Genomic DNA, 25,298 nt, shown 5'->3' on the forward strand with positions numbered 1-25,298 from the left:
TTGGACGAGACCGGCGCGGTGCCTCCGTCCTGCCACGCGGAAAACCCGCGCCGTTTTCGACCTTCTTTCGGCATTTTTTCCGCTGTTAGCCCGTAACAGGGAAAAGCGGCATCAACCCGCTGGAATCAAACAAATAAATCGGGCCGGGATTCCAACATAACAGCGGAAGAAAAAAATGGGAGCGGCGTAAGAGCGAAAAACCGAGTCGCTGTTGGACGAAATCAGGCGCCGAGTAGCCCCAACCGGCTCAGCTGGCCGCGCAGGGTCGGCGCGTCGACGAACTCCAGGCCGTGCATGCCGACATCATTCGCGGCGGCGATATTGTCGGCACGGTCGTCGATAAACACCGCCTCGCCAGGCTGAAGCCCGAACCGGTCGAGCGCGAGGTGGTAGATGGCGGGATCGGGCTTCACCAGCCGCTCGTCGCCGGAGACGACGATGTCGCGGAAGCGATCGAAGATCGCGGCTTCGCGGTCGCGGAACGGGCGCCAGAATTCGCCGGAGAAATTGGTGATCGCGAACAGCGGCACGCCGGCCGAATCGATCTCGGCGACCAGCTCCGCCATGCCGGGCAGCATGCCGGGAATCGTCTCGCTGAAGCGCGGGCCCCAGTGAGCGATCAGCTCGGCATGCTCGGGATACAGGGCGCTCAGCTCCGCCGAAGTCTCGGCGAAGGGGCGGCCCTCGTCATGCTGGAAATGCCATTCCCTGGTCGCGACATCGCGCAGGAACGCATCGAGCGCCCGATCGTCCTCGATCAGGCGCTCGTATAGGAACCGGGGGTTCCAGTCATACAGGACGTTGCCGACGTCGAAGACGACGGCAGCCGGCCGGCTCACTTAGCCCTGGCGGGCCTTGAAGCGACGGTTCGTCTTGTTGATGACATAGGTGCGGCCACGGCGGCGAATCACGCGGTTGTCGCGGTGACGCCCCTTGAGCGACTTCAGGGAATTGCGGATCTTCATGATCGATTCGCTTCTTTGATTCTCGGGTGTTGGAAAGAGGCGCCCGCATATGGACGGGAGGGTCCCAAGTCAACCCGCGCGACACGGAACCCGGAACGTCCTATCGAGCGTTATCGGGGGAGCGTTACCGGTTCGCAACAATCGATTTGAAGGACATGCAGGATGAAGGCGCCACGGATATTGCTGATCGGGCTCGCCGCGACGAGCCTTGCGGGCTGCGCCGCCTCGACGGTGAGCGGGCCGGTCGAGGTAACGCGCTTCCACCTCGGCGCACCGATCGAGCGCGGCACGATCGCGGTCGAGCCGTTGCCGGGCGGCGGACCGGCCAGCCTTGAATTCTCCACTTATGCGGGCGCCGTCCAGTCCGAGCTGGTCCAGTCGGGCTATACCCCCGCAGCCACTGGAGCTGGCGGCCAGTATCTCGCCGTAGTCGGCTTCACCCGCACGACGCTGGAGGGGGCGCCGCGCCCTGCGCCGTTCACCGTTGGTCTCGGCGGCGGTTCCTATGGCGGCGGCCGGGGCGGCGGCGTCGGGCTCGGCGGCGGCATTTCCTTCCCGATCGGCAAGAGCAAGTCGCGCTATGTCGTCGCGACCGAGCTGTCGGTGCAGATCCGGCGGCGCAGCGACGGCACCGTGATCTGGGAGGGCCGCGCCCAGACCCAGGCCGACGACCGGGCGCCCGAGGCACAGGCGACGGCAGCGGCCGGCAAACTCGCCCATGCCCTGTTCCTGGGCTTCCCCGGCGAATCCGGCCGTTCTATCACCGTCAAATGAGCATTCAGATCAACGCCGCCTTCGACGGCGGCAATATCCGTCTGGTCGCCATTGCCGGTGATCGCGTCGACCTGGAAATCGTGCAGGACCATCAGTCCGATTTCTACCAATGGTTCTATTTCCGCGTCGCCGGCGCGCGGGGGCGCAAGCTCACCTATCGCATCGTGAACGCGGGCAGCTCGGCCTATCCGTTCGGCTGGCCCGGCTACAAGGCACGTGTCTCGACGGACCGGATCGACTGGCGGATGACCGAGACGCGCTATGCCGACGGCGTGCTCGAATTCGACTGGGAAGGTGACAGCGAGCTGGTGTGGTTCGCCTATTTCGCGCCTTATACGATGGAGCGCCACGACGCGCTGGTCGCGGCGACCGCGGCACAGCCTGTCGTCACGCACCGCCAGCTCGGCCAGTCGCTCGACGGCCGTGCGATCGACTGTCTGAAGATCGGCACCGGCCCGAAGCAGGTCTGGCTCTATGCCCGCCAGCATCCCGGCGAATCGATGGCCGAATGGTGGATGGAAGGCGCGCTGGAGCGGCTGACCGATACCGACGATGCGGTGACGGCGGCACTGCTTGCCAAGGCGACGTTCCATGTCGTGCCGAACATGAACCCTGACGGCAGCTTTCGCGGGCATCTGCGCACCAACGCCGCCGGCGTGAACCTCAACCGCGAATGGCATGCGCCATCGGCGGAGAAGAGCCCCGAAGTGCTATGCGTGCGCAACGCCATGGACGAGACCGGCGTCGCCTTCGCGATCGACGTGCACGGCGACGAGGCGATCCCGGCGAACTTCCTCGCCGGTTTCGAGGGCATCCCGAGCTGGACTGACGCACAGGGCGAGAAATATTACGACTATGCACGCCGCCTCGCCGCCCACACGCCCGATTTCCAGATCGAGAAGGGCTATGACAAGTCGAGCCCGGGCAAGGCCAACCTGACCATGTCGACCAACCAGCTCGCCGAGCGCTTCGGCGCGGTCGGCATGACGCTGGAAATGCCGTTCAAGGATCACGATCCCAATCCGGACCCCGAATTCGGCTGGTCACCCGAACGCAGCAAGCAGCTCGCGCATTCGTGCCTCGAAGTGCTGGCCGAGGTGATCGATACGCTCTGAGCGATCGCCTCAGGCGAACAGTTCCGTCAGGAAATCCTGCATCGCCTGCCAGCTGCGCCGGTCGGCACGTTCCTCGTAGAAGACGCCGGGGCGGTTGCCCTTCACCGCGGCATGGTCGGTAAAGGCGTGGCCGGCATTGCCATAGGCATGGATCTGCCAGTCGGCCTCGCCTTCGGTCAGCTCGCGGGCGAGGCCGACCATGGCGTCGGGCGGTGCGATCGGGTCTTCCCACCCATGGCAGATCAGCAGCTTCGCCTCGATCGGCGCGACATTGGCATAATCGGGCCGGTCATAAACGCCGTGGAAGCTCACGCCGCCGCGGAAATCCAGCCCGGCGCGCGCCATGTCGAGCACGCATTTCCCGCCGAAGCAGAAGCCGGTCGCGGCGGTCTTCGCCGGATCGACCCGGTCGAACCCCTTCAGCGTTTCGAGCGACGCGGCGAGCCGGTCGCGCAGCTGCGCCCGATCGGCGTTCATCTCCTTCATATAGACGGCGATATCGGGCGATTCCGGCGTCGTGCGCTTGCCCTGGCCGAACACGTCGCAGGCGAAGCCGACATAGCCGAGCTTCGCCAGTTCCTCCGCCTTCAGCACATCGGCTTCCTTCAGGCCGCGGACATTGGGTATCACCAGCACGCCGGGGCGCAGCGTCCGTATTTCGTCCTCATAGGCGATCACGCCCTCGAACGGGCCGCCCGGGCCGCCATAAACCAGTGTCTGCCGCACGATCGCCATGGCGTTTCTCCTTGCCGTGCGCATGCCATGACGTTCCCGCACACGGCAAGTTGCCTCAGCGCCGCCAGTCGCTAGAGGAGGGCGCGTCATCGACCATCCGGGAGCCAGCATGCCGACCCTAGTCCTGATCCGCCACGGCCAGTCGGCCTGGAACCTCGAAAACCGCTTCACCGGCTGGTGGGACGTCGACGTGACCGAAAAGGGCGCCGAGGAAGCCCGCGCCGCGGGCCGGCTGATGAAGGAGAAGGGCCTGGATTTCGACCTGACCTTCACCAGCCTGCAGACCCGCGCGATCAAGACGCTCAACCTCGCGCTCGAGGAAATGGGCCGGCTGTGGCTGCCGGTCGAGAAGGACTGGCGGCTGAACGAGCGGCATTATGGTGGCCTGACCGGGCTCAACAAGGCGGAGACCGCAGCGAAGCATGGCGACGCGCAGGTCCATATCTGGCGCCGCAGCTTCGACATCCCGCCGCCGCCGCTCGAGGAGGGGAGCCCGTTCGACCTGTCGCAGGACCGCCGCTATGCCGGCATCGATATCCCCGACACGGAGAGCCTGAAGGACACGATCGCCCGGGTGCTGCCTTATTGGGACGGCCGCATCGTACCGGCGCTGAAGGACGGCCAGCGCGTGCTGATCTCGGCGCACGGCAATTCGCTCCGCGCTCTGGTCAAGCATCTCTCCAATATCCCCGACGACGAGATCACCAGCCTCGAAATCCCGACCGGCCAGCCGATCGTGTACGAGCTGGACGACGCCCTGAACGCGACGGATCGCTATTATCTGAGCGAGCGCTGATCTTCTTGAGCTCCTCCCCTTCAGGGAGGAGCTTTAGTAAGTTGCCCTTACGGCGTCCCGTGGCTAGGAAACCGCTCCTTCCACCGGGGTAGCGCATGACGGATCATCCCCTTGTCGGCATCATCATGGGCAGCGCCTCCGATTGGGAGACGATGCGCCACGCCGCCGATGCGCTCGCCGAACTTGGCGTGCCGCACGAGACCAAGGTCGTCTCCGCCCATCGCACCCCGCAGCGGCTCTATGATTATGCCGCCCAGGCCGAGCATCGCGGGCTGAAGGTGATCATCGCCGGCGCCGGCGGCGCGGCGCATCTGCCCGGCATGGCGGCGGCGCTGACGCATCTGCCCGTGCTCGGCGTGCCGGTCGAATCCAAGGCGCTGAAGGGCATGGATAGCCTGCTTTCGATCGTGCAGATGCCCGGCGGCATCCCGGTCGGCACGCTGGCGATCGGCAAGCCCGGCGCGAAGAATGCGGGCCTGCTCGCCGCCGCGATCCTGGCGACGCACGACGCGCTGCTCGCCGAGCGACTGAAGAAATGGCGCGCCGCCCAGACGGAGAGCGTGGCGAGCGATCCGGCATGACAGCCCTCCCGCCCGGCTCGACGATCGGCATCCTCGGCGGCGGGCAGCTCGGGCGCATGCTCGCCGCCGCGGCCGCGCAACTCGGCTATCGTACCCAGGTCCTCGCCCCCGACGCAGAGAGCGTCGCGGCGCAGACCGCGTCCAGCTTCACGCGCGCCGATTATCACAGCCGGATCGTGCTCGACGAACTGGCCTCCTCAGCCGACGTCGTCACCTACGAGTTCGAGAATATCGGGCTCGAGCCGCTGCAATATCTCGCCACGCGCATCCCGGTACATCCCCTGCCGGCCGCGCTCGCGGTCGCGCAGGACCGCGCCACCGAGAAGAGCTTCGTCGATGGCCTGGGCGGCCGGACCGCGCCGTGGCGCAAGGTCGATACGATCGAGGAACTGGAGGCAGCGCTGGCCGAGATCGGCGCGCCCGCGATCCTGAAGACGCTCCGGCTCGGCTATGATGGCAAGGGCCAGGTCCGCATCGGCAGCGCCGGCGAGGCCGCCGCCGCCTGGGCGGCAATCGGCGCGCGGCCTGCGATCCTCGAAGGTTTCGTCCAGTTCTCCCACGAATTCTCGATCATCCTGGCGCGCGGTGCGCACGGTGCGATGGTCAGCTATCCGCCGCCCTGGAACGAGCATGTCGAGGGCATCCTCGCCCGCTCCTCGCTCCCCGCGCCCGTCGAGATCGCGCGGCACTGGGCGGAAGCGGCGGCGCTGGCCGGGCGTGTGGCCGACACGCTGGACTATGTCGGCGTGCTCGCCTGCGAATTCTTCGCGACCGATCAGGGCCCGGTGTTCAACGAGATGGCCCCGCGCGTGCACAATTCGGGGCATTGGACGATCGAGGGCGCGGTCACCTCACAGTTCGAGAACCATATCCGCGCGATCTGCGGCCTGCCGCTCGGCGATACCGGGCTGATGGCGCCACGGGTCGAGATGGAGAATCTGATCGGCGACGACGCCAATCGCTGGGCAGAGATTCTCGCCGAGCCGGGTGCGCATTTGCACCTCTACGGCAAGACGATACGCCCCGGCCGCAAGATGGGGCATGTGACGCGCCTCGCGCGATAAGGTCGTTCCACCGGATCCGGGACGAGTCAGCAAAAAGGCCCACCGTCTCGCGACGGCGGGCCTCTTCGTATCGCGATCGCGGTGCGGTTATGCGGTGCGCGTGCCCGACAGCGGGAAGCTGCCGAATGCGCCGGCGCCGACCGTTCCGGTCAGCGTGTCGCCGTCTGCGGTCGCGGTGCAATCGAGGCTCATCGGCATCGGAACGGTGATGTTCATCGTCCACTTGATCGTGTTGCCATCGACCGTGCCGCTGATATCCGTGGAGCCCATCGCGCCGGCGTTGGTGCCGGTGAAGGTGCCACCGTCGGTCTTCACCGTCAGCGTCATCTTCTGATCGCCGAGCGGCGACTTAACGGTGGTATCCCAGGTGCCGTCGACTTCAGCCATTTCGTCTCTCCTGATCTTAGAATCCCTAGCGCACGTCCGCAACGGACGCCGCTGGCACCACCTCAACCGGCAGTCCGAGGCTGTCAAGCTGAGGCCGGACGGTCTTCGCGTCGCCCACGACGACCCAGATCAGCTTCGACGGGTCGATTGCCGCGCGTGCCGCAGCGTCAAGCTGATCGGATTTGAGCGTGCGATAAACTTTCGGCAGCGTCGCATAATAATCGTCCGGCCGCTTGTAGAGGCTGTTCGACTGCAGGCCCGACAGCACGGCGCCGGCGGTTTCGAAATTGCCGGGCAGTGAGCGAATCGTGCCGGCGATCGTCCGGTCGAACTCGATCGGAGTGATTCCCTTGGTCGTCAGGAAATCCCCAACGTCGGCGCGCAGCGCCGCGATCGACGCGCCGGTCTTGTCCGCCTGCACCGGCGCCTGGATGACATAGGGCGCCGCGAATTCGGCACGCTGGAAACCGCCCGACGCGCCATAGGACCAATGCTTGTCCTCGCGCAGATCCATGTTGATCCGCGACAGGAAGCCGCCGCCCAGCGTGTCGTTGGCGGCAAGCAGGGGCACGAATTCGTCCGTTCCCTTCAGGCTCGTCGGCGTCGCCGCATAGATCAGCGATTGCGGCGAATCGGGCCGGTCGATCAGCACGATACGCGGCGTGGCGGGCTGCGGCGGCGTGGAGAAATCCTTCACGCCGGCCGGGCCGGTCGACTGCCAATCCCCGAAACGCGTCTCCAGCGCTGCCTTCACCTCGGCCAGCGGTCGATCGCTGACGACGAATATCCGTGCCTTGTCCGGCCGGAGCCAGGCATGCTGGAACGCGATCAGATCGTTGCGGGTCAGCACCGCGACTGCCTTGGGATCGCCGCTGCCGAACGACTTGGCATAGGGCGAAGCAGGGCCATGGACGAGCCGCGGCATCACGCGCGAGGCGAGGCCACCGGGGCTGGTCAGTTCGGCCGAGATCTGGGCGAGCTGCTGGTTGCGGACTCGGTCGACCTCGGCCGGGGCGAAGGCCGGATTGCGCACCACATCGGCGAAGAGATCGAGCCCGGGCGCCAGATTGGGGCTGGGCGCCGAGAAGGTCAGGCTCGTACGGTCGAGACTCGCCCCGGAACCAATGCTCGCGCCGAGCCGCTCCTTCATCTCGGCGATCGTCACGGAATCCTTGGTGGCCGTCCCTTCGTCCATCACGCCGAGCGTCAGCTGCTGCGTGCCGAGCTTGCCCGTCGGATCGGCCGCGGCCCCGGCGTCGAAGCTGATCACTGCCTGGGTGATCGGCACGGCATCGCGCTGCGCATAGACCAGTTCGATGCCGTTGCTGAGGCTGGTATGCACGGCCGATGGGAAGACGATGTCGGAGATTGTGCCGACCGCCGGCATCTCGCCGCGCGTGCCCTTGGCGGGCACGTCGGTCGCCGGCTTCGGCTCGACCGCCGCCGCCTCGACATAGGCCTCGCGCGCGCCGGGCTCGACCGTCAGCGCATAGACCGGGCGCTTGAGCCACTTGGCGGTTGCCGTCCTGACCTGCGCCGGGGTTGCCCCCGCCAGCGTCGCGAGCTGCTTCTTGTAATAGGCCGGATCGTCCGAATAGAGCGCGCCCTGCGCCAGGGTCGCTGCCTTGCCGCCGAAGCCGCCGACCGATTCGAGCCCCTGGATGGTGCTCGTCACGCTGCCGGTGGCAACGCGCAGCACCTCGTCGGCGGTCGGGCCGTTGGCGATCAGATCGGCCACCACTTCATCGAGCCGCTTGGCGACCAGCGCCGGATCGACGCCCGGCTTCACATCGGCATAGACTTCGAACATGCCGAGCTGGGCGAAGGTCTGGTTGCTGGCCGAAACGCGGACCGCGATCTTCTCCTTGCGCACCAGCGCATTGTCGAGGCGCGAGCTGGACAGGCCGCCGAGCACGCCGGCCGTGACGTCCAGCAGGATCGCGTCCTTGTCGTTCACCCCGGGCACCGTCCAGCTGCGATAGATGCGCGTCGTGGCGACGCGGTCCTTCATCACTTCGCTGGTGGCGGCGGGCAGCGTTGGAACGTCGGCCTTGGGCACCACGCTCTGCGGGCCGCGCGGGATCGCCCCGAAATATTGCTCGACCAGCGGCTTCGCCGTGGCGGCGTCGATATCCCCGGCAAGCACCAGGATCGCGTTGTTCGGCGCGTAATGATCGTGGAACCAGTCCTTCACCGTCGCGAGGCTGGCGGCGTCGAGATCGGCCATCGAGCCGATCGTCGAGTGGCGATAGGGATGGCCTTCCGGGAAGAGCGCGGCGAGCTGGCTATATTCGACCAGGCCATAGGGCTGGTTGTCGCCCTGGCGCTTCTCGTTCTGGACGACGCCGCGCTGCTCGTCGAGCACGCCCTGAGTCACCGCGCCGGCGAGATAGCCCATGCGGTCGCTTTCGAGGAACAGCGCCCGCGCCAGCGCCGGGGTCGGTACCGTCTCGAAATAATTGGTGCGATCGAACCAGGTCGTGCCGTTAAGGTCGGTCGCGCCGACTTCCTTCATCGGCGCGAAGAAATCACCCGGCGCATTCTCGCTGCCGTTGAACATCAGATGCTCGAACAGATGCGCGAAGCCGGTCTTGCCGGCCGGCTCGAACTTGGAGCCGACATTGTACCAGACCGAGACCGCGACGATCGGCGCCTTGCGATCGGTATGGACGATCACGCGCAGGCCGTTGGGGAGCGTGAATGCCTGGTAAGGAATGTCGACGCTCTTCGCGAGGACGGAAAGCGGCGCCGGCTTGACCGGGGCAGACTTGGCGGCAGCGACGGGAGGTGCGGCCACAACGGGGGTCGCGAGCGCAGCCATCGCCACGCCGGCAAGCGCGATCAATTTGGTGTTCATGGAAGATACGTCCTCGAAGAAGCAATTATATTACACAGGTATAGCGCAGCCAATCTGCGACGCAATCCGGGGCATCACGGCCGGTAAATCCGTTCGACATGCCCCTTGAGCTGCGCCGGATCGAACCATACCGGCTTCATCTGATGGCGGACGAACAACGGGGCCTGATCGGCATAATGCGGCGAATCGGGGCGGGTCGTCGCGGCGCCGAAAGGCTGAATCGATTGCGAGCTCACCCTGCCCTGCCGATCCCAGGCGACGAACATGATGAAGCTGTCGCCGTGGCGGACGGCGAGCCGGCCGTCGGGCGCCTCGTCCCACAGCGCGGCGGCGCGCAGAACGTCGGGGCCGCCGTCCATCGGCAGGTCGATCTTGCCTTGACGAACGCGCAGCACCGTGCCGAGCGGCGGATCGAGCCGGCCGAAATGCTTCGTCAGATAGGCAGCGGCCGTTGCGAGTTCCTCGCGAGGATCTGCCTTCGGCCGGCGCTGGTAGTGCCATTTGTTGCCGGCGCGCAGCAGCAGCGCGGCGATCGAATCGGCCGGGCCCTTGCCATCATAATTCCAGTCCCATTTCGCCAGGAGCGTCTGGGCCGCGATCAGCGATCGGTCACCCTTCGGGTCGACCGCAGCCAGATCCGCGAACCATTTCGCGGCCCAACTCACCCGGCTGACGCCGGTATCGAACTTGATCCGGTGGAGCTCTTCGTCAGTGATCGACGGATCGGCGCTCATCAACTCAAGTGCGCGGGTCGCGCGATTGGTCGTGTCGGTCTCGATTCCGAGCAGTGGCGAATAGACCGCCGGATTCATCTCCGAGCCTGTCCCCGCCGCCTGGAAAGGCGTATTGTTCGCGTTTATCAGGAAGCCCGATGCCGGGTTCACGTTGCGCGGCACCCGCTCCCAGGGGACGGTGCCGGCGGCCAGGTCGCGCGCGGTGTCGCCCGGCAGGACCTTTGTATAATCATAGCCCGGCTTCCGGTTGGGGAAGCTCGCATTGTAGAAATAGGCGATGTTGCCCGCCGCGTCGGCATAGAGGAAATTGGTCGCCGGCACGCCCTGGATCGCCAGCGCCCGCTGCCATTCGCCGAAATCGCGCGCGCGGTTGAGCCGGTAATATTCCTCGACCATCTTCAGCTGGTCGGCACCGCCATAGCGCAACGCGAACGCGCCCTTGGCCGTCGCGATCACCGGCCCCTGCACCGAGCGCAGCACCGTCTTCGGTACGGGCAGCACGAACGGGCCCCACAGCTTTACCGGCAACCACACCCGGGTCTTTTGGAGCGGCCGCCACTGCCCCTCGAAGCGATAGGCATCGCCCGCCGGATTGAGCACCAGCTTGTAGATGTCGATCAGATCGGGCCGGTTGACCGTGTTGGTCCAGCCGAGCGTTCGGTTATGCCCGAGCAGCGGATAGGGCGCGCCCGGGAACGTCGCGCCGGCGAAGTTCCAGCCGGCTTGCGAATGCACTACCAGCTCATACCAGGCGACGCCGCCACGCCAGGGCTGGTGCGAATTGGAGACGAGCCGAGTGAAGCCGTCCGCCGATCGCTTCGGCGCGACGACGAAGGCGTTCGAGCCGTTCTCGGTGCCGTCCGGGCCGACCGGCGTGATATCCGGCGCATCGGGCACCGGGCCGGCGCTTTCCGGCGGCAGCGGCGTGTCGCCGGCAAGCGCCCCAAGCACGCCGTCCAGCCCGAAGAAGAAAGGCGAGCGCAGCACAAAGCCGACGGCAACGTCCCGCCCGTCGACCGGGAAGAGCTTCGCCAGCCGCACTTCGCCCGGATGCTTCTCGGCATAACGGTTCAGTCCCGAGGCGTAACCGTCGAGCAGCGCGCGCACATCGGCGGGCTGCTTCCTATAATCGCGCGCCACCGTCTCGCGCGCGCCGAGCAGGTGCAGGACATAATCGGTCTTCGCCCCGTCCCCGCCGGTCATCGCGCCGAGCCGCCCGCGCGTCATCGCGAGCACTTCCTGCAGAGTCGCGAAATCGTCCTCGGCATGCGCGAAGGCGATGCCATAGGCGACGTCTGGATCGGTCTTGCCGAAGATGTGCGGCACGCCGAACGTGTCGCGCGCGATCTTCACGTCATAGGCGTGGGCGGGTGGCGCCGCGGGAGCCGTGGCGGTCAGCGGCTCCCAGGTTGCGAGGCCGATCGCTGCCAGGATCAGGAGGACGACCAGTCCGGTCGCGCCCCGCACGAGATGTCGCCGCATCGATCCTCACCCGCCTTGTTTTGCGGATGGTCTAGGCGCGGCGCCCGGCCACGACAATGGCGCCGAGCACCCCTGTTCCGGCTTCAAGTCGGCACCGCTCCCGCCGGGGTGGGAGCGGTGCCGGGGATCAGAAGCCGGTCTTCAGGGTCACGAAGAACTGCTGCGGGGCACCGGCGAGCAGCGTCTGGTTGTCGCCGCTGTTGCCGAAGCCGTTCGACCCGATCGTCGCGACATATTTCTTGTCGAGCAGGTTGGTCGCGTTGAGCTGCACCTCGACCTGCCGATCGCCCGGCAGGGTAACGCGGGCGCCGATGCTCGCGTCGAACAGCACCTGTCCGGGCACCGATTGATCGTTGGTATAGGTGAAGTAGCGCTTGCTCATATAGTTCGCGCCGATCCGCCCGAAGAACATGCCCTTGTCGTACGTGATCTCACCCTTGGCGAGGTGCTTCGGGCTGTCGACGGTGGTCTTGCCGGCGGTTGCGATCGAAGGGCGCTGAGTCGGCGGATTGGTGGACAGATCGGGCGCGACCGGGACGTCGTCGCGATAGGTCGAGTCGTTATAGCTGTACGACGCGAACACCCCGAAGCCGTAGCCGAGCTTGGCCTCGACCGCGCCCTCCACGCCATAGGAGCGGACCGAGCCGACGTTCGACAAGGTCGCGAGATTGCCGATGATGCCGGCGCCGACGGTGGTCGCGATGATGCGGTTGCTGAAATCGACATAATAGACGGCGAGCAGGGCGTTGAAACCGCCGTTGCGATACCGCCCACCGGCCTCGAACGTGTTCGATTCCTCCGGCTTCAGCTTGTTGGTCGTCAGCAGCGCATCGAACCCGGCCTGCGATGTCGCGAACGGTCCGCTGGTCGCGGCCGAGACGAAGGCACGCTTGGCCTGGGTGAAATCGCCGAACAACTCGGCATTCTCGCTGAGCTTGTAGTTCAGGCCGGCGTGCGGCTGGAACCAGTCGGTCGTCTTGATCTTGCCCGAAGCGAGGCCGCCGCCGACGATCGGCGTCGCCTTGTTGCGGACTTCGAACCCCTTCCAGCCGAGATTGATCGTCAGGGCGCCGAGCGCGATCTTGTCCTGCACGTGATATTGCAGCGTCTCGGTCTCGTAATTGAGCGCCCATTGCGTGAAGAACGGATTCTGCTGGAAATCCAGCGAATCACGCGTCGGGGCGAGCCGGCTGGTAAGGCCGTAGAAGCGGCGCGCCTGGCGGAAATCATTCTTCTCGTACCAGCCGCCGACGGTGATGTCGTTGAAGGCGATCTTGCCGCCGAGCGAGCCGAACACACCCTTGCGATGGATGTCATATTCGGTGGTGCGCACCGAGATCGGCGCACCGCCGGGCGTCGGCGCATAGGGCGTGTACCAGAGCCCCTGGCCATGGTTCGAATGATAATAGGCCTTCAGCTCGCCATGGATCGGCGCATCCTTCGCGGTTTCGACGCCGATCGACGCGAGATAATCCTGCCGCAGGCCGGCCGCGTCGAAATAGACGTCGTCAGCCGAGGTGTAAGGCGCTGGATAAGGCAGCGGCGATCCCGGATTGGCGGTATTGTGCGCCAGGATATCGGCGATCGCGACGGCAAGCGTATATTTATCCGAGATATTGTCGACATCATAGCCGAGCCGGCTGATCATGCCGAGCGACAGATCCTGGTAATCATTCTCGCGCCGATCCGAATAATCGAACGTGCCGACGAGGCGGACATCGGCGATCGGCGCGACGAACTTCGCGTTGATCTGATGCTGGCGCTGCGAGCCATAGCCCTTCCATTTATCGGTATCGAGGAAGCCATAGGAGACATAGGCGCTCGGCCCGTTGTCGCCGAGCACGCCGGTATCGAGCCGGCCGAACGCGCGCACCGTATTTTCGCTGCCATAGGTGCCGTTGAGCGTCAGGCCGAAGGTGGATTTGGGATCGCTCGAGATGAACTCGATCGTGCCACCGAGATTGTTGGTCGCCTGGGTGCCGATCGAGCCGGCGCCCTGCGACACGATCGTCTGCCCGATATTCTCCGACGAGATCGCCCGGCTGATGTGCAGGCCGTTGGTGTTGCCATAGCTGCCGTCACCCAGCGGGATGCCGTCGAGTGTGAAGCCGATCTGGTTCTGGTTGAAGCTGCGGATCGAGATGCGTTCCGACCATTCATAGGCGCCGAAGGCATCGGCTGCCGCGAAATTGACGCTGGGCAGCTTGGCAATCGCCTTGAGCGGGCTGGTCCCGGGCGCCAGAATCTCGATATCGGCCTGGCTGATGCGCTGCACCTGCCGCGTCTCGCCGCGGCCGATCACGATGATATCGGCAGCCTCGGCGGGCGTCTCCGAATCAGCCAGCGGGGCGGGATCAGCGACGGCGGCGCGCGGTTCTTCGGCGGCATGAGCGCCGAGCGGCCAGCACAGAGCAGAGCCGGCCAGCAGGCAGGCGGTCAGATGGCGCATTGATGGAGTCCCCAATTATAGTGTCGAATCACCAGCGCCGCTGAGCGCCGTGGTGGCGCGTAGGCGCGCTGCGTTGCAGCATCATGCGAGCGTGATGGCGGTGCGATGACAGTTTCGGGTCGGGCTTGTTGCATCTACGTATCGACCCGGTTGCGGGTGAAGTGCGATGACGAACCGGGGACTTGTGTTGCATATCTGCCACACCATATCGCGGTGGCGAGCGACACTGGAATGAGAGGGACGCTGATGAATCTGGAAAAATTTACTGACCGCGCGAAGGGTTTTCTTCAATCGGCGCAGACGGTCGCGATCCGGATGAGCCATCAACGGATTTCGCCCGAGCATATCCTCAAGGCGTTGCTCGAGGACGAGCAGGGCATGGCCGCCGGGCTTATCACCGCCGCCGGCGGCGATGCGAAACGCGCGGTGACCGAGACCGACGCAGCGCTGGCTAAAGTGCCGGCAGTGTCGGGCGGGGGCGCGCAGCAGACGCCAGGCCTCGACAATGATGCGGTGCGCGTGCTCGATCAGGCCGAGCAGATCGCGACCAAGGCGGGCGACAGCTTCGTCACGGTCGAGCGGCTGCTCGTGGCGCTGGCGCTCGCCTCCACCACGGCGGCGGGCAAGGCGCTCGCCGCAGCGGGTGTGAAGGCGGACGCGCTGAACGCAGCGATCAACCAGATCCGTGGCGGCCGCAGCGCCGACAGCGCGGGCGCCGAGGACCGGTTCGACGCGCTCAAGAAATTCGCGCGCGACCTGACTCAGGCGGCGCGCGACGGCAAGCTCGATCCGGTGATCGGCCGCGACGAGGAAATACGCCGCACCATCCAGATCCTCGCCCGGCGCACCAAGAACAATCCCGTGCTGATCGGCGAGCCGGGCGTCGGCAAGACCGCGATCGCCGAGGGGCTGGCGTTGCGCATCGCCAATGGCGACGTGCCCGATACGCTGAAGGATCGCCGCCTGATGTCGCTCGACATGGGCAGCCTGATCGCCGGCGCCAAATATCGCGGCGAATTCGAGGAGCGACTGAAAGGCGTGCTCGACGAAGTGAAGGCCGGCGAAGGCGAGATCATCCTGTTCATCGACGAGATGCACACGCTGATCGGCGCGGGCAAGACCGACGGCGCGATGGACGCTTCCAACATGATCAAGCCGGCGCTGGCGCGCGGCGAGTTGCACTGCGTCGGCGCGACCACGCTCGACGAATATCGCAAATATGTCGAGAAGGACGCAGCGCTCCAGCGGCGCTTCCAGCCGGTGTTCGTCGGCGAGCCGACGGTCGAGGACACGATCTCGATCCTGCGCGGGCTGAAGGAGAAATATGAGCTGCACCACGGCGTGCGCATCACCGATGCGGCGATCGTCGCTGCCTCGACTCTGTCCAACCGCTACATCACGGATCGATTCCTGCCCGACAAAGCGATCGACCTGATGGACGAGGCAGCCAGCCGGATCCGCATGGAAGTCGAATCCAAGCCCGAGGAGATCGAGACGCTCGATCGCCGCATCATCCAGCTCAAGATCGAGCGCGAGGCGCTGAAGCGCGAGACCGACGCGGCATCCCGCGACCGGCTGGCGACGCTGGAGGGCGAGCTGGCCAATCTCGAGCAGCAATCGGCCGAGCTCACCACGCGGTGGCAGGGCGAGAAGGACAAGATCAACGCCGAGGCGAAGCTCAAGGAGCAGCTCGACGCAGCGCGGCTCGAGCTCGAGCAGGCGCAGCGCGCGGGCGATCTCGCCAAGGCCGGCGAGCTCTCCTACGGCACCATACCGCAGCTGACCCGGCAGCTCGACGAAGCGCAGGCGACCACCAAAGGCGCGATGCTGCGCGAGGAAGTGACCGCCGACGATATCGCCGCCGTGGTCAGCCGCTGGACCGGCATTCCGGTCGACCGGATGCTGGAGGGCGAGCGCGCCAAGCTGCTCGGGATGGAGGAAGCGCTGGGCAAGCGCGTGATCGGCCAGGCCCAGGCGGTCCGCGCCGTCTCGACGGCCGTCCGCCGAGCCCGCGCCGGGCTGCAGGAGCCGAACCGGCCGCTCGGCTCGTTCCTGTTCCTCGGCCCGACCGGCGTCGGCAAGACCGAGCTGACCAAGGCGCTCGCCGAATTCCTGTTCGACGATCCCGCCGCGATGGTGCGCATCGACATGAGCGAGTTCATGGAGAAGCATGCGGTCGCGCGGCTGATCGGCGCTCCTCCCGGCTATGTCGGTTACGAGGAAGGCGGCGTGCTGACCGAGGCGGTGCGCAGGCGGCCCTATCAGGTGGTGCTGTTCGACGAAGTCGAGAAGGCGCATGGCGACGTCTTCAACATCCTGCTCCAGGTGCTCGACGACGGCCGGCTGACCGACGGCCAGGGCCGCACGGTGGATTTCAGCAACACGCTGATCATCCTGACGTCCAATCTCGGCAGCCAGTATCTGACGACGCTGGCCGACGGCGCCGACGTGTCGACCGTCGAGCCGCAGGTGATGGAGATCGTGCGCGGGCATTTCCGCCCCGAATTCCTGAACCGGCTCGACGAGATCATCCTGTTCCACCGGCTCGGGCAGAGCGAGATGGCCCCGATCGTCGATATCCAGGTATCGCGCGTGCAGAAGCTGCTGGCCGATCGCAAGGTCGTGCTGGAACTGACCGACGCCGCGCGAGCGTGGCTCGGCCGGGTCGGCTATGATCCAGTCTATGGCGCGCGGCCGCTCAAGCGGGCGGTGCAGCGCTATCTGCAGGATCCGCTGGCCGACCTGATCCTGCGCGGCGACGTGAAGGACGGCGCGACGGTGAAGGTCGATGAGGGGGATGGGAAGCTGGAGCTGGCGGTCGGGTGATCCAAGCGCCAGCTATCGGCGGACAATTTCCTGTCAGGAGGGGCCCGTCTTGAGGGCGGCGCCCCCGCCTTTGTCGAACTCCAGGAGCTGGATATACGCCTCAGCAGCCTGACTTTTTCATGCAGGATCCAAGTTGCGTTCTGTTCACGAGGTCACGATCGGCTTGCCTCTGTTCGGCCCATTCGCTTCGCGTTCTGCAGACTCTTCGCAACGCCAGCCGGCTACCGAGAACCTCCTGCTTTTCGCAGACTACCTCGTTCGGGTCGCTCTTTTTCTTCGCAGGGCGCACCTCATTCTGCCCCAGTACCGGCATGGTCAGGGCGAAGCTGATCATCGCCCCCAACGCAGCCCGCGCCATCACAGGTGTCATCATCGACCCTTTCAAGAATGTGAGTCGGACCGATCCTGCAGCAGCTCAAGGCGCGAAACCAGCGCTTTTAAATGACGTTTCAAGACTCACCGCGCGGCAACAGCGAATACCGACCACACGCTAGCGTGGTGGGGCGACATCGAACGCGATGGTGAGTCTTTCGCCCTCGGCAAAGGGCCGCGTTCCATGCCACATCCAGGAGGGAAACAATACCAGCTGCGCCACGCGAGGCTCGACCGCGCGCGTCGGACATAGATCGAGGCCCAGTGTCGCCTGCGGCTCCCCCAATGTCAGCCAGCCGGCATCGACAGCCTCCCCTGGCTGCCGCGGTGGAAGCGCGACATACAACGCCGAACTGATCCAACCCTGCGGATGCACATGATTTGCATGATGACCGGCATCTCCGAGTCGAACCGACCAGCTACCTGCGAAACGGACTCTGCGATCACGACGGTGCGCCAATAGCGGATGTGAGGAATCCGTCGGCGGAAGCTGTCTAATATAGCGCTCAACAGCGCGCGTCATAGCAGCGCGGACGGCACGGATCGCCGGATCTATCCGGCTGAACAATGGCCCATCAGTCTGCGTACCACCCCGCACCGACTGATCGAGGTACTCGCCTTTCGCCACATGCAGCGAGCGCAGATGAACGGCCAACCGATCGACTGCGGGAAACTCCTGGCCGAGATTCATTACCACAACAAATCGTTCGTCGCCTTCCAGCCATGCACTGCGAGGGTCGCCCGTCAATCGCCACGCGGCCGCGGCATAGGGCCAGACCGCGGTCCCACGGTCCGCCTTCAGTTCAGCGTCGATGAGCGCAAGCGCCTGGTCGGCCCGCGTGGTTCGCAGCAGGTGACGAATGCGCCACAGTGCGAGCCTTGGCTGCGCCGCTCCGGGGGCCTTGTCGAACAGCGCGTCCGCGTGCTCCGCACCCAGTTCCGAAGCGACGATCGCCTCATATTCGGCGCACAGCTCACTCATCTGACCCGCCGTCCGCGCCCGGGTCAGCACGTTACCAAGCTCCGCGTAATTTTCGCGGCGCAGGTACAGGTCGAACAGGCCGCGCCACAGCGTGGCTTCGCCGGGTAGCTGCGACAGCGCCCGTTCAAGGGAGGCGGCCACGATATTCCCCTGTCCTATCGTGGAGCGGAGCTGTGCGAGCTGCATATGCCCCTGGAGCCACAGCGGTGCCGCAGCAAGAACCGCATCGAGGCCGGCGGCCGCCTCCTCGCCTTTCCCGATGGCCATTTGTGCGGCCGCCAGACCAATCAGCACGTCTCCGCTTCCGGGGGAGAGACGACGCGCTTGCTGGAACAACGAGACCGCGTCGATGCCCGCCTCAAACGCTACATGGGCACGGCCATGGGCAATACCGGAATCCGACGGAGCAAGCCGCGCCGCCCGGGCGAATGATTGCAATGCGGCGTCATGTTCATCCAGGGCTCGCTGCAAAAGACCAGTCCACTGCCATGTCCGGGCATCGGTGCCCTGCCGGGCACCACGCATCAGCCACGGCAGCGCCTGCTCCTCGCCACCTTCGGCGAGCGCCAGCCGAGCGAGGTTGGCAAGGTTCTCCGCGTTCACCGCGCCCCTGCAAACCGATGCCAGCTGAGCGGCGAAGTTCATAGGCCAGCCGCGGGAGGACCTCCATCCGCAGCGACGAGAGCGGAGACCGCCTCGCGTTCAACTGCGCTGAGATCGGGGTGCCAGAGGTCGAAGATGAAGACGACGCGAAGCTGGTCGCTCGGATTTGCCGCCTCGTGCTCGATCGTATCATCGAATACGAACGCGTCGCCCCGCCGCCAGCCTCGGGTTTCCGCACCGACGCGGAACCAGCAGCCCTCCGGCACCACGAGAGGCAGGTGGCAGACCAGCCGTCCGTTGCTGACACCGACATGCGGCGGAATCTCTGTCTTCGGCGCGAGCAGGGAAAACATCGCATTGGGCGATGCGCCGGCAATTACCGGTTGAGGAAGCCGTTCGAGCAACGCGACGGTGCGCGGGCAATGGCGGGCGTTCGCCTCAACTTTCCGGCCGTTCCGCCACAGGTGAATGGCGGTCCAATCGGCATTGTGGTTCAAAGACCGCCACTGACGAAGCGGAAGATGTTCCGCATATTGAATATACGGAACAAGCTCGGCCCGCTCGGCCGCCATCACGATCTCCAGTTCGGCAGCGATGGCGTCGGTTGCCGCCTCGAGCTCAGCCAACCACGGGAACATGCGGCGCGGGTGGAATTCGCGCTCGGCCAATCCGGGGAAATGGAAGTGCGTGGGTTCGCTATGATAGTGTCGGGTACGACGTAACGCATTACTCCTGAAGCGGCCTATGCGCCCCAGTTCTTCTTCGTCCGCGCACTGTTCTGCGGCGGCCATCGCCGTTTTCAGTCTTATTTCCCGTGCATCGATCCACGCCGCATGGCGGCGCTCCCCTTCGGCCAGGGCCGCGGTAATCTGGGGCGGCAAATCGCCTTCCGGCTGCTGGGCGATTGCGTGGCCCCAGGCTTCTCCGGCTGCGGCATCTCCCAGCCGATCCAACAGGTTCGCCCGCATTAGCAATGTCGTGAAATCTAGGGGGGAGATGGCGAGCGCCCGATGCACGGCATCGAGGGCGACATATGGTTGGCCCGCAGCGCGACTCACCCCGGCGAACCTCAGCAGGATCGAGAGGTCGTCAGGCCGCTCGATGGCCGCGGCGCGGAGCAAGGTCTGAGCACGTGCAAAATCTTGGGCCCCTGAAGCCCGGTCCGCCTCGGCCAGCAACATCGGCACATCCGCGCTCACAGCGTGTAACCGAACTTTGCGACCCAAGGTTCGAGAACGGGAAGAATCGGCTCCAGATGCTGTCGATAACGCTCCCAACGGCCGGACGCACGCTTGTAGATCGGCTCGGTCACCTGCGAATAGCTCGCGGTCGTGATCAGACCCCGCGCCTTGGCGGTGCGGCGATGGTCAAGCGCGTCTTCGTGCCAATCCAGCCCCAGAAAGTCGAACAACGGGCGAACCTCTCCTTCGACGTCTTCGACTAGTCGCTCGTACGAGATCGTGTGGATATTGAGCGGAAACAGCGCCCGCGAACGCTCCCAATGCTGAAAGGTCAGATCATATAGCTCGGCGGCATTTTCGAGCCGGAGAAAATTGGACATGGCCGGGTTCAACCGGAAGTTGCTCATGAAACAACTCAGTAAGACGTCACACGGATGCCGCAGCGCGAGGATGAAACGCGCGTTCGGAAATAGCCGTTGGATGAGCGGAGCCTTGTTGAGAAACAGCGGCGATTTGTCGATCAACAGGCTGGACGGCCCGATCGCCTGGATTTTCTCCACCTCCGTGTAATATTTCTGGCGAGCAGCGACAATGCCCGCGGCGTCTAGGGATGGAATGCCGGCGAGCCCACCCAGTGCCTGGTCGACAAGGTTCAGCGGCGGCTTTTCTTCAAGCACCACGGTGCGTGGATGGCCCATCAAAATCGTATCAAGCAGCGTTGTCCCGGACCGCGGAAAGCCGACCAGGAAAACCGGATCAGCGCGGTCCGAGACGCCATCCTCGTGCGACCAACTTGCGGCCCAGTCAGGCGTAAGAAACTGGATTTCGCCACGAAGTTCCGCGCGCAACTCGGCTGCACGCACCAGAGGTTCCGTTGGATGCATCTCGTGCAGCCGATTGGTTTCTTCGAATGCGGCAAAGGCCTCATCCGACCGTCCGAGGCGATCGAGGATGGTCGCACGGATGTGCGCGCTTCGCTCGGGCTCGATCGTCGCCGGCACGGACATCAGGCTTTCGAGCCCCTCTTCGAACCGCCCGGCGCGCCGGTGCTCCAGCGCGCGCAGGAAGCCGAGCGCTCCGTCCTCCAGGCCGTTTGCCTCGCCGAGGGCAATCAACGGGGCGAACTCTTCTTCCCGGTTGGTATGTTCATATTGCACGGCGAGGCCCAGATACGCATCCACCACCGAAGGATCTATGGCGATCGCCCTGCGAAAGGCCTGCTCGGCATCCTCGATCCGCATTACCAGCCCACATTCGATGGCAAATTTGAGCTGAAGATTCGCGTTGTCGGGGTCGCGAGATACGGCCTCTTCCAGGACCGGTAACGCCTGTTCGTGTTTTCCGTCCCGTTTGAATTGCACGTAGAGATCGTGCAGGGCTCGAGCGTCCTCGGGAAAATCCGACGCGGCCGCGCGAAGGATGCTTTCGGCCTCGGCCGGACGATCCGCCGCGCGCAAGGCGACCGCCAGGTTCAAGCGTGTCGGGGGTGCGAGCGGATCGAGTTCCACGGCGCGCCGCAATGCTGAAACACTGCCGTCGAAATCGCCCAACGCCGACCGCGCATTGCCAAGGTTGTTGAAGCTTTCGAAATCATCCCGCGCGCGCTCAACTACATGTTCATATGCTTCGACCGCCTCGGGGAATCGCTCAAGCGACTGAGCTATAAACCCCCGGTAGCGCGCGATCCGCAAGGTGGCGTCGGAATACGCGAGTTCGCGCGTCGCAACGTGGAATGCCCCCGGGAGGTCGGCTGAGTCGATCAGGGCCGAGATTAGGTTGCATGCGATAGTCGCATCCCTGGGTCGGCCGCGATGAGCGCGCCTGAGGTGGCGAATGGCATCGGCGGAATCTCCCGCCCTCGCCCGAACCATGCCGAGGAAGGCGTTGAGCGCGACCACGTCACCGCCTTGCGCCAGTCCGCCCTCGGCCAATCGACACGCGCGCTGTAGGTCACCGGCCTGGGCGGCGCCCATCGCGTGCCTGAGGACATCGGCGGTCCGTGGATCGAGCATGGATGCGGTTGCCACTTTCACTGTTTGGACCGCTCCGCCATCTCGATGCAAACATATTGCTGTCATCGTGGCACAGACGGGCAAAAAAAGGGGCGGCAGGTCCGAAGACCGGCCGCCCCATGATCAACATCCTGAAGGAATGTTAGAAGTCGAGCGTGACACCCGCATAGAAATAACGCCCCAGGGCATCCCAAGTGGCGGGATAGGTGTTGCCGTTGCACGGGCCGGTTGGGCAAAGGTTCGAACCCGAACGCCCAGCATTGCCCGACGTGACCAGCGGTGGTTGCTTGTCGAACATGTTGTTGACGCCAAGCCGGAAGTTGAACGAGTCGCCAACGCGGAAAGTCGTGGCGAGATCGAAATAGTTATACGGCTTGATACGCAGGCCCGGATCGTAATTGAAATCGCCGTGGAGCGATTCATTGTCGACGAGGGTCTCGGCCTTGACCTTGCCGATGTAGCGCCACTGGAGGGAAACGCCGATGCCCAGCGGCGTCTGCAGCGTTGCGCGCACCTTGTGCCGCCACTTGGGAAGCGGCGCGCCGCTTTGCGTGGTGCCGCCGGCACTGCAAGTCGGACCATAGAGGCCGGCGCAATCATAGGGTTGCGTCAGACCGTTATCGACACGGTACGCGTCCAGATAAGTCCCAATCATGCTGAGCGACAACGATCCGATGCCGCCAAGGTCTTGTGAGAAAGCACCGTTGACCTCGATACCCTTGGTCTGAACCTGACCAACATTGTTGGGCAGGTCGGTCACAAAGCCACCCGGGGTCAGCCAGAGCGAATCCGCCGCGTCACGGTTGATGAGGCTGCACGATTCTGGCGTGAAGGTCGCAGTGGCGTTGGCGACGCAATCCGACAGGGTCGCATCTTGACCGTAGGCGCGGATCGCATTGTCGATCTTGATGTCAAAATAATCGACCGTCAGGGTGAAGCGCTTCAGGAACGTGGGCTGAAATACCACACCTAAGGTCTTGGTGGTCGCCTTTTCGGGCAACAGATCGGGGTTGCCGCCGATCAGGCCATTGTACTGGCCAGCCGGATTCTCCGCAGTCGACTGACCAACCGCAAGGCCCTGAGCGAGACAGCCATATTCTGTGGCTGTGATCGCGTGGCCGGCGCATGGATCATTGGAACCGTTCAGACCCACGGTGTTCGTGGCAAACAGTTCCTGGATATTCGGAGCGCGGACTGCACGGTTATAAGCGGCGCGGAAGCGAATATCGCGGATCGGCGCAAACTCGCCACCGACCTTGAACGTATCGGTATCATAGCTGCGGCTTGCACTCGTCTTGTAGGACGACCTGCGATACCCGGCGGTCAACGCAAGATCGTAGATGAAGTTATCGTGGACCAGCGGGATCTGCGCTTCACCGAAGAAATCATAGACGCGGAAGCTGCCCGACAAAGGCAGGGTGGCGCCGCCCTGCCCAGTAAGATCCCCGGTCTGGAAGGCGTTGTCGGTCTGGAGTTCAAGTGCTTCCCGGCGCCACTCGACACCGACGTTCACGGCAAGGCCATCTTCCGCCCAAGGCGTCCGAATGCCATATTCGCCCAGCAAGCCCGTGAACGAGACGTTCGCCACCTGCTCCGAGGTCTGGCCTTTCTGGAAACCAGTCGCCGACAGATAGGCGATCGAGGCGGCGCTGGCGGAGCCCGCTCCCCCAAACACGTTATAGGGCACGCAGTTCGGGTCGGTCCCGTCGCGGACCGAACGGCAAATGGGCGCACCATTTGGTCCTACGACGACATCGAGCGCGCGGTTGAGACGCGCCACTGAGAACTCGTTCGAATAGACCTGCGTGTAGTTCGACCGGCCGTACTGATAATACGCATCGTAAGACCAGGCCGAGCCGAGATCGCCCTTCGAACCGATTACAGCGCGGAAGTTGGTGTGCTGCAGATCCGATTGGCGCGCTCCACCCTCAACATTGCGGCGAAGCAGCTGGAAGAATGCCTTCTGATAGGTCTGCCCGGTCGTCGGATCGACGAAGTTAAGGGCTGCCGCTCCGGGATTGGGATTGTAGGGAGCCCCGACGGCCAGCGGGAAGTTTCCAAGGAAACCGTTGATCAGGTTTTCCTGCCCGAAAATTACCGCGCTCTGCGCTGGGGAGATCAGAGGGTTGTCCGAGTTGATCGTCAGCGTGTTGCCGAAGTCTCCCGACGGCGCGATCTGGGCAACCGTACGATCGTCCATGAACATGAACTCGAGATAAGGCTTGATCGAGTCATTTATCTCATAGTTTGCGAAAAGACCTGCGGTGTAGCGCTCGTCCGGCCGCTGAAAATGATTGGTCGGAGCGAAGTTATACAGGCTCGTGGAGTTGTTGAAGGCCCCGTTCGGGCCAAAGGTATAAATCGTCGATGTCGCATTCGCGCCGCCGAAATTGTCGAACACGATCGCATTGCCGTTGTCCGACGTGGCCGAACCGCCACAACGCGGCGCGCCGGTTCCGGTGTTCTGCAGGACGCAGGCGCTGAAGTCGCGCCTGGACTGAAGAATGGCCTTGGCCTTGCGATAGCCGAAATAAACGACCGCATGGCCGCGATCATCGTCGAACTTGGTGCCCATCGAAATCGTGGCATCGACCGTACCGCCATCCGTGACGACGCCGCCGGGATAGCCATAGCCGGCAAGACCTGCTGCCTGACGGTTGTCCAGAAGCGGCGGCAGGACCTTGTTGCGATTATCGTGCTGGAAAAGGCTATATTGGCCGTCGACGCGAATACCCGTGAAATCGGTATCAACGATGAAGTTGACGACGCCTGCGACCGCGTCGGCGCCGTAAGTCGAGGACGCGCCACCAGTCAGAACTTCGACCCGCTTCAGGATCGAAGCCGGAATGATGTTGATATCCGCGGCGGAACCGCTGGTTGGGCTTGGATCGCCCGGAAGCAGGCGGCGGCCATTTATCAGGCTGAGCGTACGGCTCGAACCCAGGCCGCGAAGATCGACCGATGCCGTGCCGTCCGCACCGTTGGCGAGCGTCGACGCCTGACTGGCGAAAACCGCCGGCATCGAGTTCAGCAGGTCCTCGATCTTCGTCGTGCCCTGGAGTTTGATGTCCTGGTTGCTGACGACGGTAACGGGACTCACCGACTCGAGGTTCGGCTGCGGAATGCGCGAACCCGTGACAACGATGTCCGGCGCGCCACTTTCAGCCTGATCGGCAGGCAGAGAATCGGTAGTCGGCGCAGTCTGGGCTTGTGCCTGCGCCGAAAGCAGAGCGAGACCCAGGACGATCGGCGCTGCGCCGTTCCTGAGCGTAGAAATCGTTGCGAGTTTGCTCACTTTCCCCATTCCTTTTCATACCGCGGCCCTGACCGCGGATTGAGGTCGATGCTTGGCTTGAGGCCAATGCCCGACAATAGGGTATTCA

General features: G+C 64.6%; 17 protein-coding genes. 6 read left to right on the forward strand and 11 right to left on the reverse strand.

Features of this window, described 5'->3' with window-relative positions:
* Nucleotides 1-221: 221 nt before the first annotated feature.
* Nucleotides 222-839: an HAD family hydrolase gene (locus U1769_RS03860; protein WP_332712175.1), complete on the reverse strand. Its 618-nt coding sequence runs from the start codon at nucleotides 837-839 to the stop codon at nucleotides 222-224.
* Entirely contained in the window at nucleotides 840-965 is a 126-nt protein-coding gene (gene ykgO / locus U1769_RS03865; RefSeq protein ID WP_004210176.1) for a type B 50S ribosomal protein L36, read from the reverse strand. It lies immediately after the preceding gene.
* A gap of 162 nt (nucleotides 966-1,127) precedes the next feature.
* On the opposite strand from ykgO, the gene U1769_RS03870 reads away from it, so the two are divergent.
* Both U1769_RS03870 and U1769_RS03875 read left to right on the forward strand, forming a co-directional pair.
* Nucleotides 1,128-1,739, forward strand: coding sequence for a DUF4136 domain-containing protein (locus U1769_RS03870; RefSeq protein WP_332712179.1), 612 nt, complete (start codon nucleotides 1,128-1,130; stop codon nucleotides 1,737-1,739).
* Complete coding sequence (locus U1769_RS03875) at nucleotides 1,736-2,854, forward strand: M14 family metallopeptidase (protein WP_332712182.1); 1,119 nt, start codon at nucleotides 1,736-1,738, stop codon at nucleotides 2,852-2,854. The genes U1769_RS03870 and U1769_RS03875 overlap by 4 nt, the downstream gene beginning before the upstream one ends.
* Before the next feature lie 9 nt (nucleotides 2,855-2,863).
* Here the strand turns inward: U1769_RS03875 and U1769_RS03880 are convergent, their stop codons facing one another.
* Nucleotides 2,864-3,589 (reverse strand): dienelactone hydrolase family protein, encoded by a 726-nt coding sequence (locus U1769_RS03880; protein ID WP_332712185.1) that lies wholly within the window; start codon nucleotides 3,587-3,589, stop codon nucleotides 2,864-2,866.
* A gap of 109 nt (nucleotides 3,590-3,698) precedes the next feature.
* Here U1769_RS03880 and gpmA point away from each other — a divergent pair, with 109 nt between their 5' ends.
* The 3 genes from gpmA (at nucleotide 3,699) to U1769_RS03895 (ending at nucleotide 6,030) form a co-directional block, all read left to right on the forward strand.
* Nucleotides 3,699-4,385, forward strand: a complete 687-nt coding sequence (gpmA, locus tag U1769_RS03885) for a 2,3-diphosphoglycerate-dependent phosphoglycerate mutase (protein WP_332712188.1) — start codon at nucleotides 3,699-3,701, stop codon at nucleotides 4,383-4,385.
* Between the two features lie 95 nt (nucleotides 4,386-4,480).
* Nucleotides 4,481-4,966 carry a 5-(carboxyamino)imidazole ribonucleotide mutase gene (gene purE / locus U1769_RS03890; protein WP_332712191.1) on the forward strand — a complete coding sequence of 162 codons (486 nt, stop codon included), beginning with the start codon at nucleotides 4,481-4,483 and terminating at the stop codon, nucleotides 4,964-4,966.
* Nucleotides 4,963-6,030: a 5-(carboxyamino)imidazole ribonucleotide synthase gene (locus tag U1769_RS03895; protein WP_332712194.1), complete on the forward strand. Its 1,068-nt coding sequence runs from the start codon at nucleotides 4,963-4,965 to the stop codon at nucleotides 6,028-6,030. Before purE ends, U1769_RS03895 begins: the two co-directional genes overlap by 4 nt.
* 87 nt (nucleotides 6,031-6,117) lie before the next feature.
* On the opposite strand, the gene U1769_RS03900 is transcribed toward U1769_RS03895, so the two are convergent.
* From U1769_RS03900 to U1769_RS03915, 4 genes are all read right to left on the reverse strand, one after another.
* Nucleotides 6,118-6,417 (reverse strand): hypothetical protein, encoded by a 300-nt coding sequence (locus U1769_RS03900; protein WP_332712196.1) that lies wholly within the window; start codon nucleotides 6,415-6,417, stop codon nucleotides 6,118-6,120.
* A gap of 25 nt (nucleotides 6,418-6,442) precedes the next feature.
* A complete protein-coding gene (locus tag U1769_RS03905) occupies nucleotides 6,443-9,274 on the reverse strand; it encodes a M16 family metallopeptidase (RefSeq protein ID WP_332712199.1) in 2,832 nt (943 codons plus the stop codon).
* 74 nt (nucleotides 9,275-9,348) lie between these two features.
* On the reverse strand, nucleotides 9,349-11,490 hold the full coding sequence (locus U1769_RS03910) for a penicillin acylase family protein (RefSeq protein WP_332712202.1): 2,142 nt from the start codon (nucleotides 11,488-11,490) through the stop codon (nucleotides 9,349-9,351).
* Nucleotides 11,491-11,617: 127 nt separating this feature from the next.
* Nucleotides 11,618-13,939, reverse strand: a complete 2,322-nt coding sequence (locus tag U1769_RS03915; protein ID WP_332712205.1) for a TonB-dependent receptor — start codon at nucleotides 13,937-13,939, stop codon at nucleotides 11,618-11,620.
* Between the two features lie 246 nt (nucleotides 13,940-14,185).
* Here U1769_RS03915 and clpB point away from each other — a divergent pair, with 246 nt between their 5' ends.
* A complete protein-coding gene (gene clpB, locus U1769_RS03920; protein WP_332712208.1) occupies nucleotides 14,186-16,765 on the forward strand; it encodes an ATP-dependent chaperone ClpB in 2,580 nt (859 codons plus the stop codon).
* 490 nt (nucleotides 16,766-17,255) lie between these two features.
* Here the strand turns inward: clpB and U1769_RS03925 are convergent, their stop codons facing one another.
* From U1769_RS03925 to U1769_RS03940, 4 genes are all read right to left on the reverse strand, one after another.
* Entirely contained in the window at nucleotides 17,256-18,764 is a 1,509-nt protein-coding gene (locus U1769_RS03925) for a putative 2OG-Fe(II) oxygenase (protein ID WP_332712211.1), read from the reverse strand.
* A complete protein-coding gene (locus U1769_RS03930) occupies nucleotides 18,761-19,903 on the reverse strand; it encodes an aspartyl/asparaginyl beta-hydroxylase domain-containing protein (RefSeq protein ID WP_332712214.1) in 1,143 nt (380 codons plus the stop codon). The genes U1769_RS03925 and U1769_RS03930 overlap by 4 nt, the downstream gene beginning before the upstream one ends.
* A 14-nt stretch (nucleotides 19,904-19,917) precedes the next feature.
* A complete protein-coding gene (locus U1769_RS03935; protein WP_332712217.1) occupies nucleotides 19,918-21,930 on the reverse strand; it encodes a tetratricopeptide repeat-containing sulfotransferase family protein in 2,013 nt (670 codons plus the stop codon).
* Nucleotides 21,931-22,057: 127 nt separating this feature from the next.
* Entirely contained in the window at nucleotides 22,058-25,219 is a 3,162-nt protein-coding gene (locus U1769_RS03940; RefSeq protein ID WP_443030169.1) for a TonB-dependent receptor domain-containing protein, read from the reverse strand.
* Nucleotides 25,220-25,298: the final 79 nt, after the last annotated feature.

The sequence above is a fragment of the Parasphingomonas zepuensis genome (genome assembly GCF_036663735.1).
Classification (GTDB): Bacteria; Pseudomonadota; Alphaproteobacteria; order Sphingomonadales; family Sphingomonadaceae; genus Sphingomonas.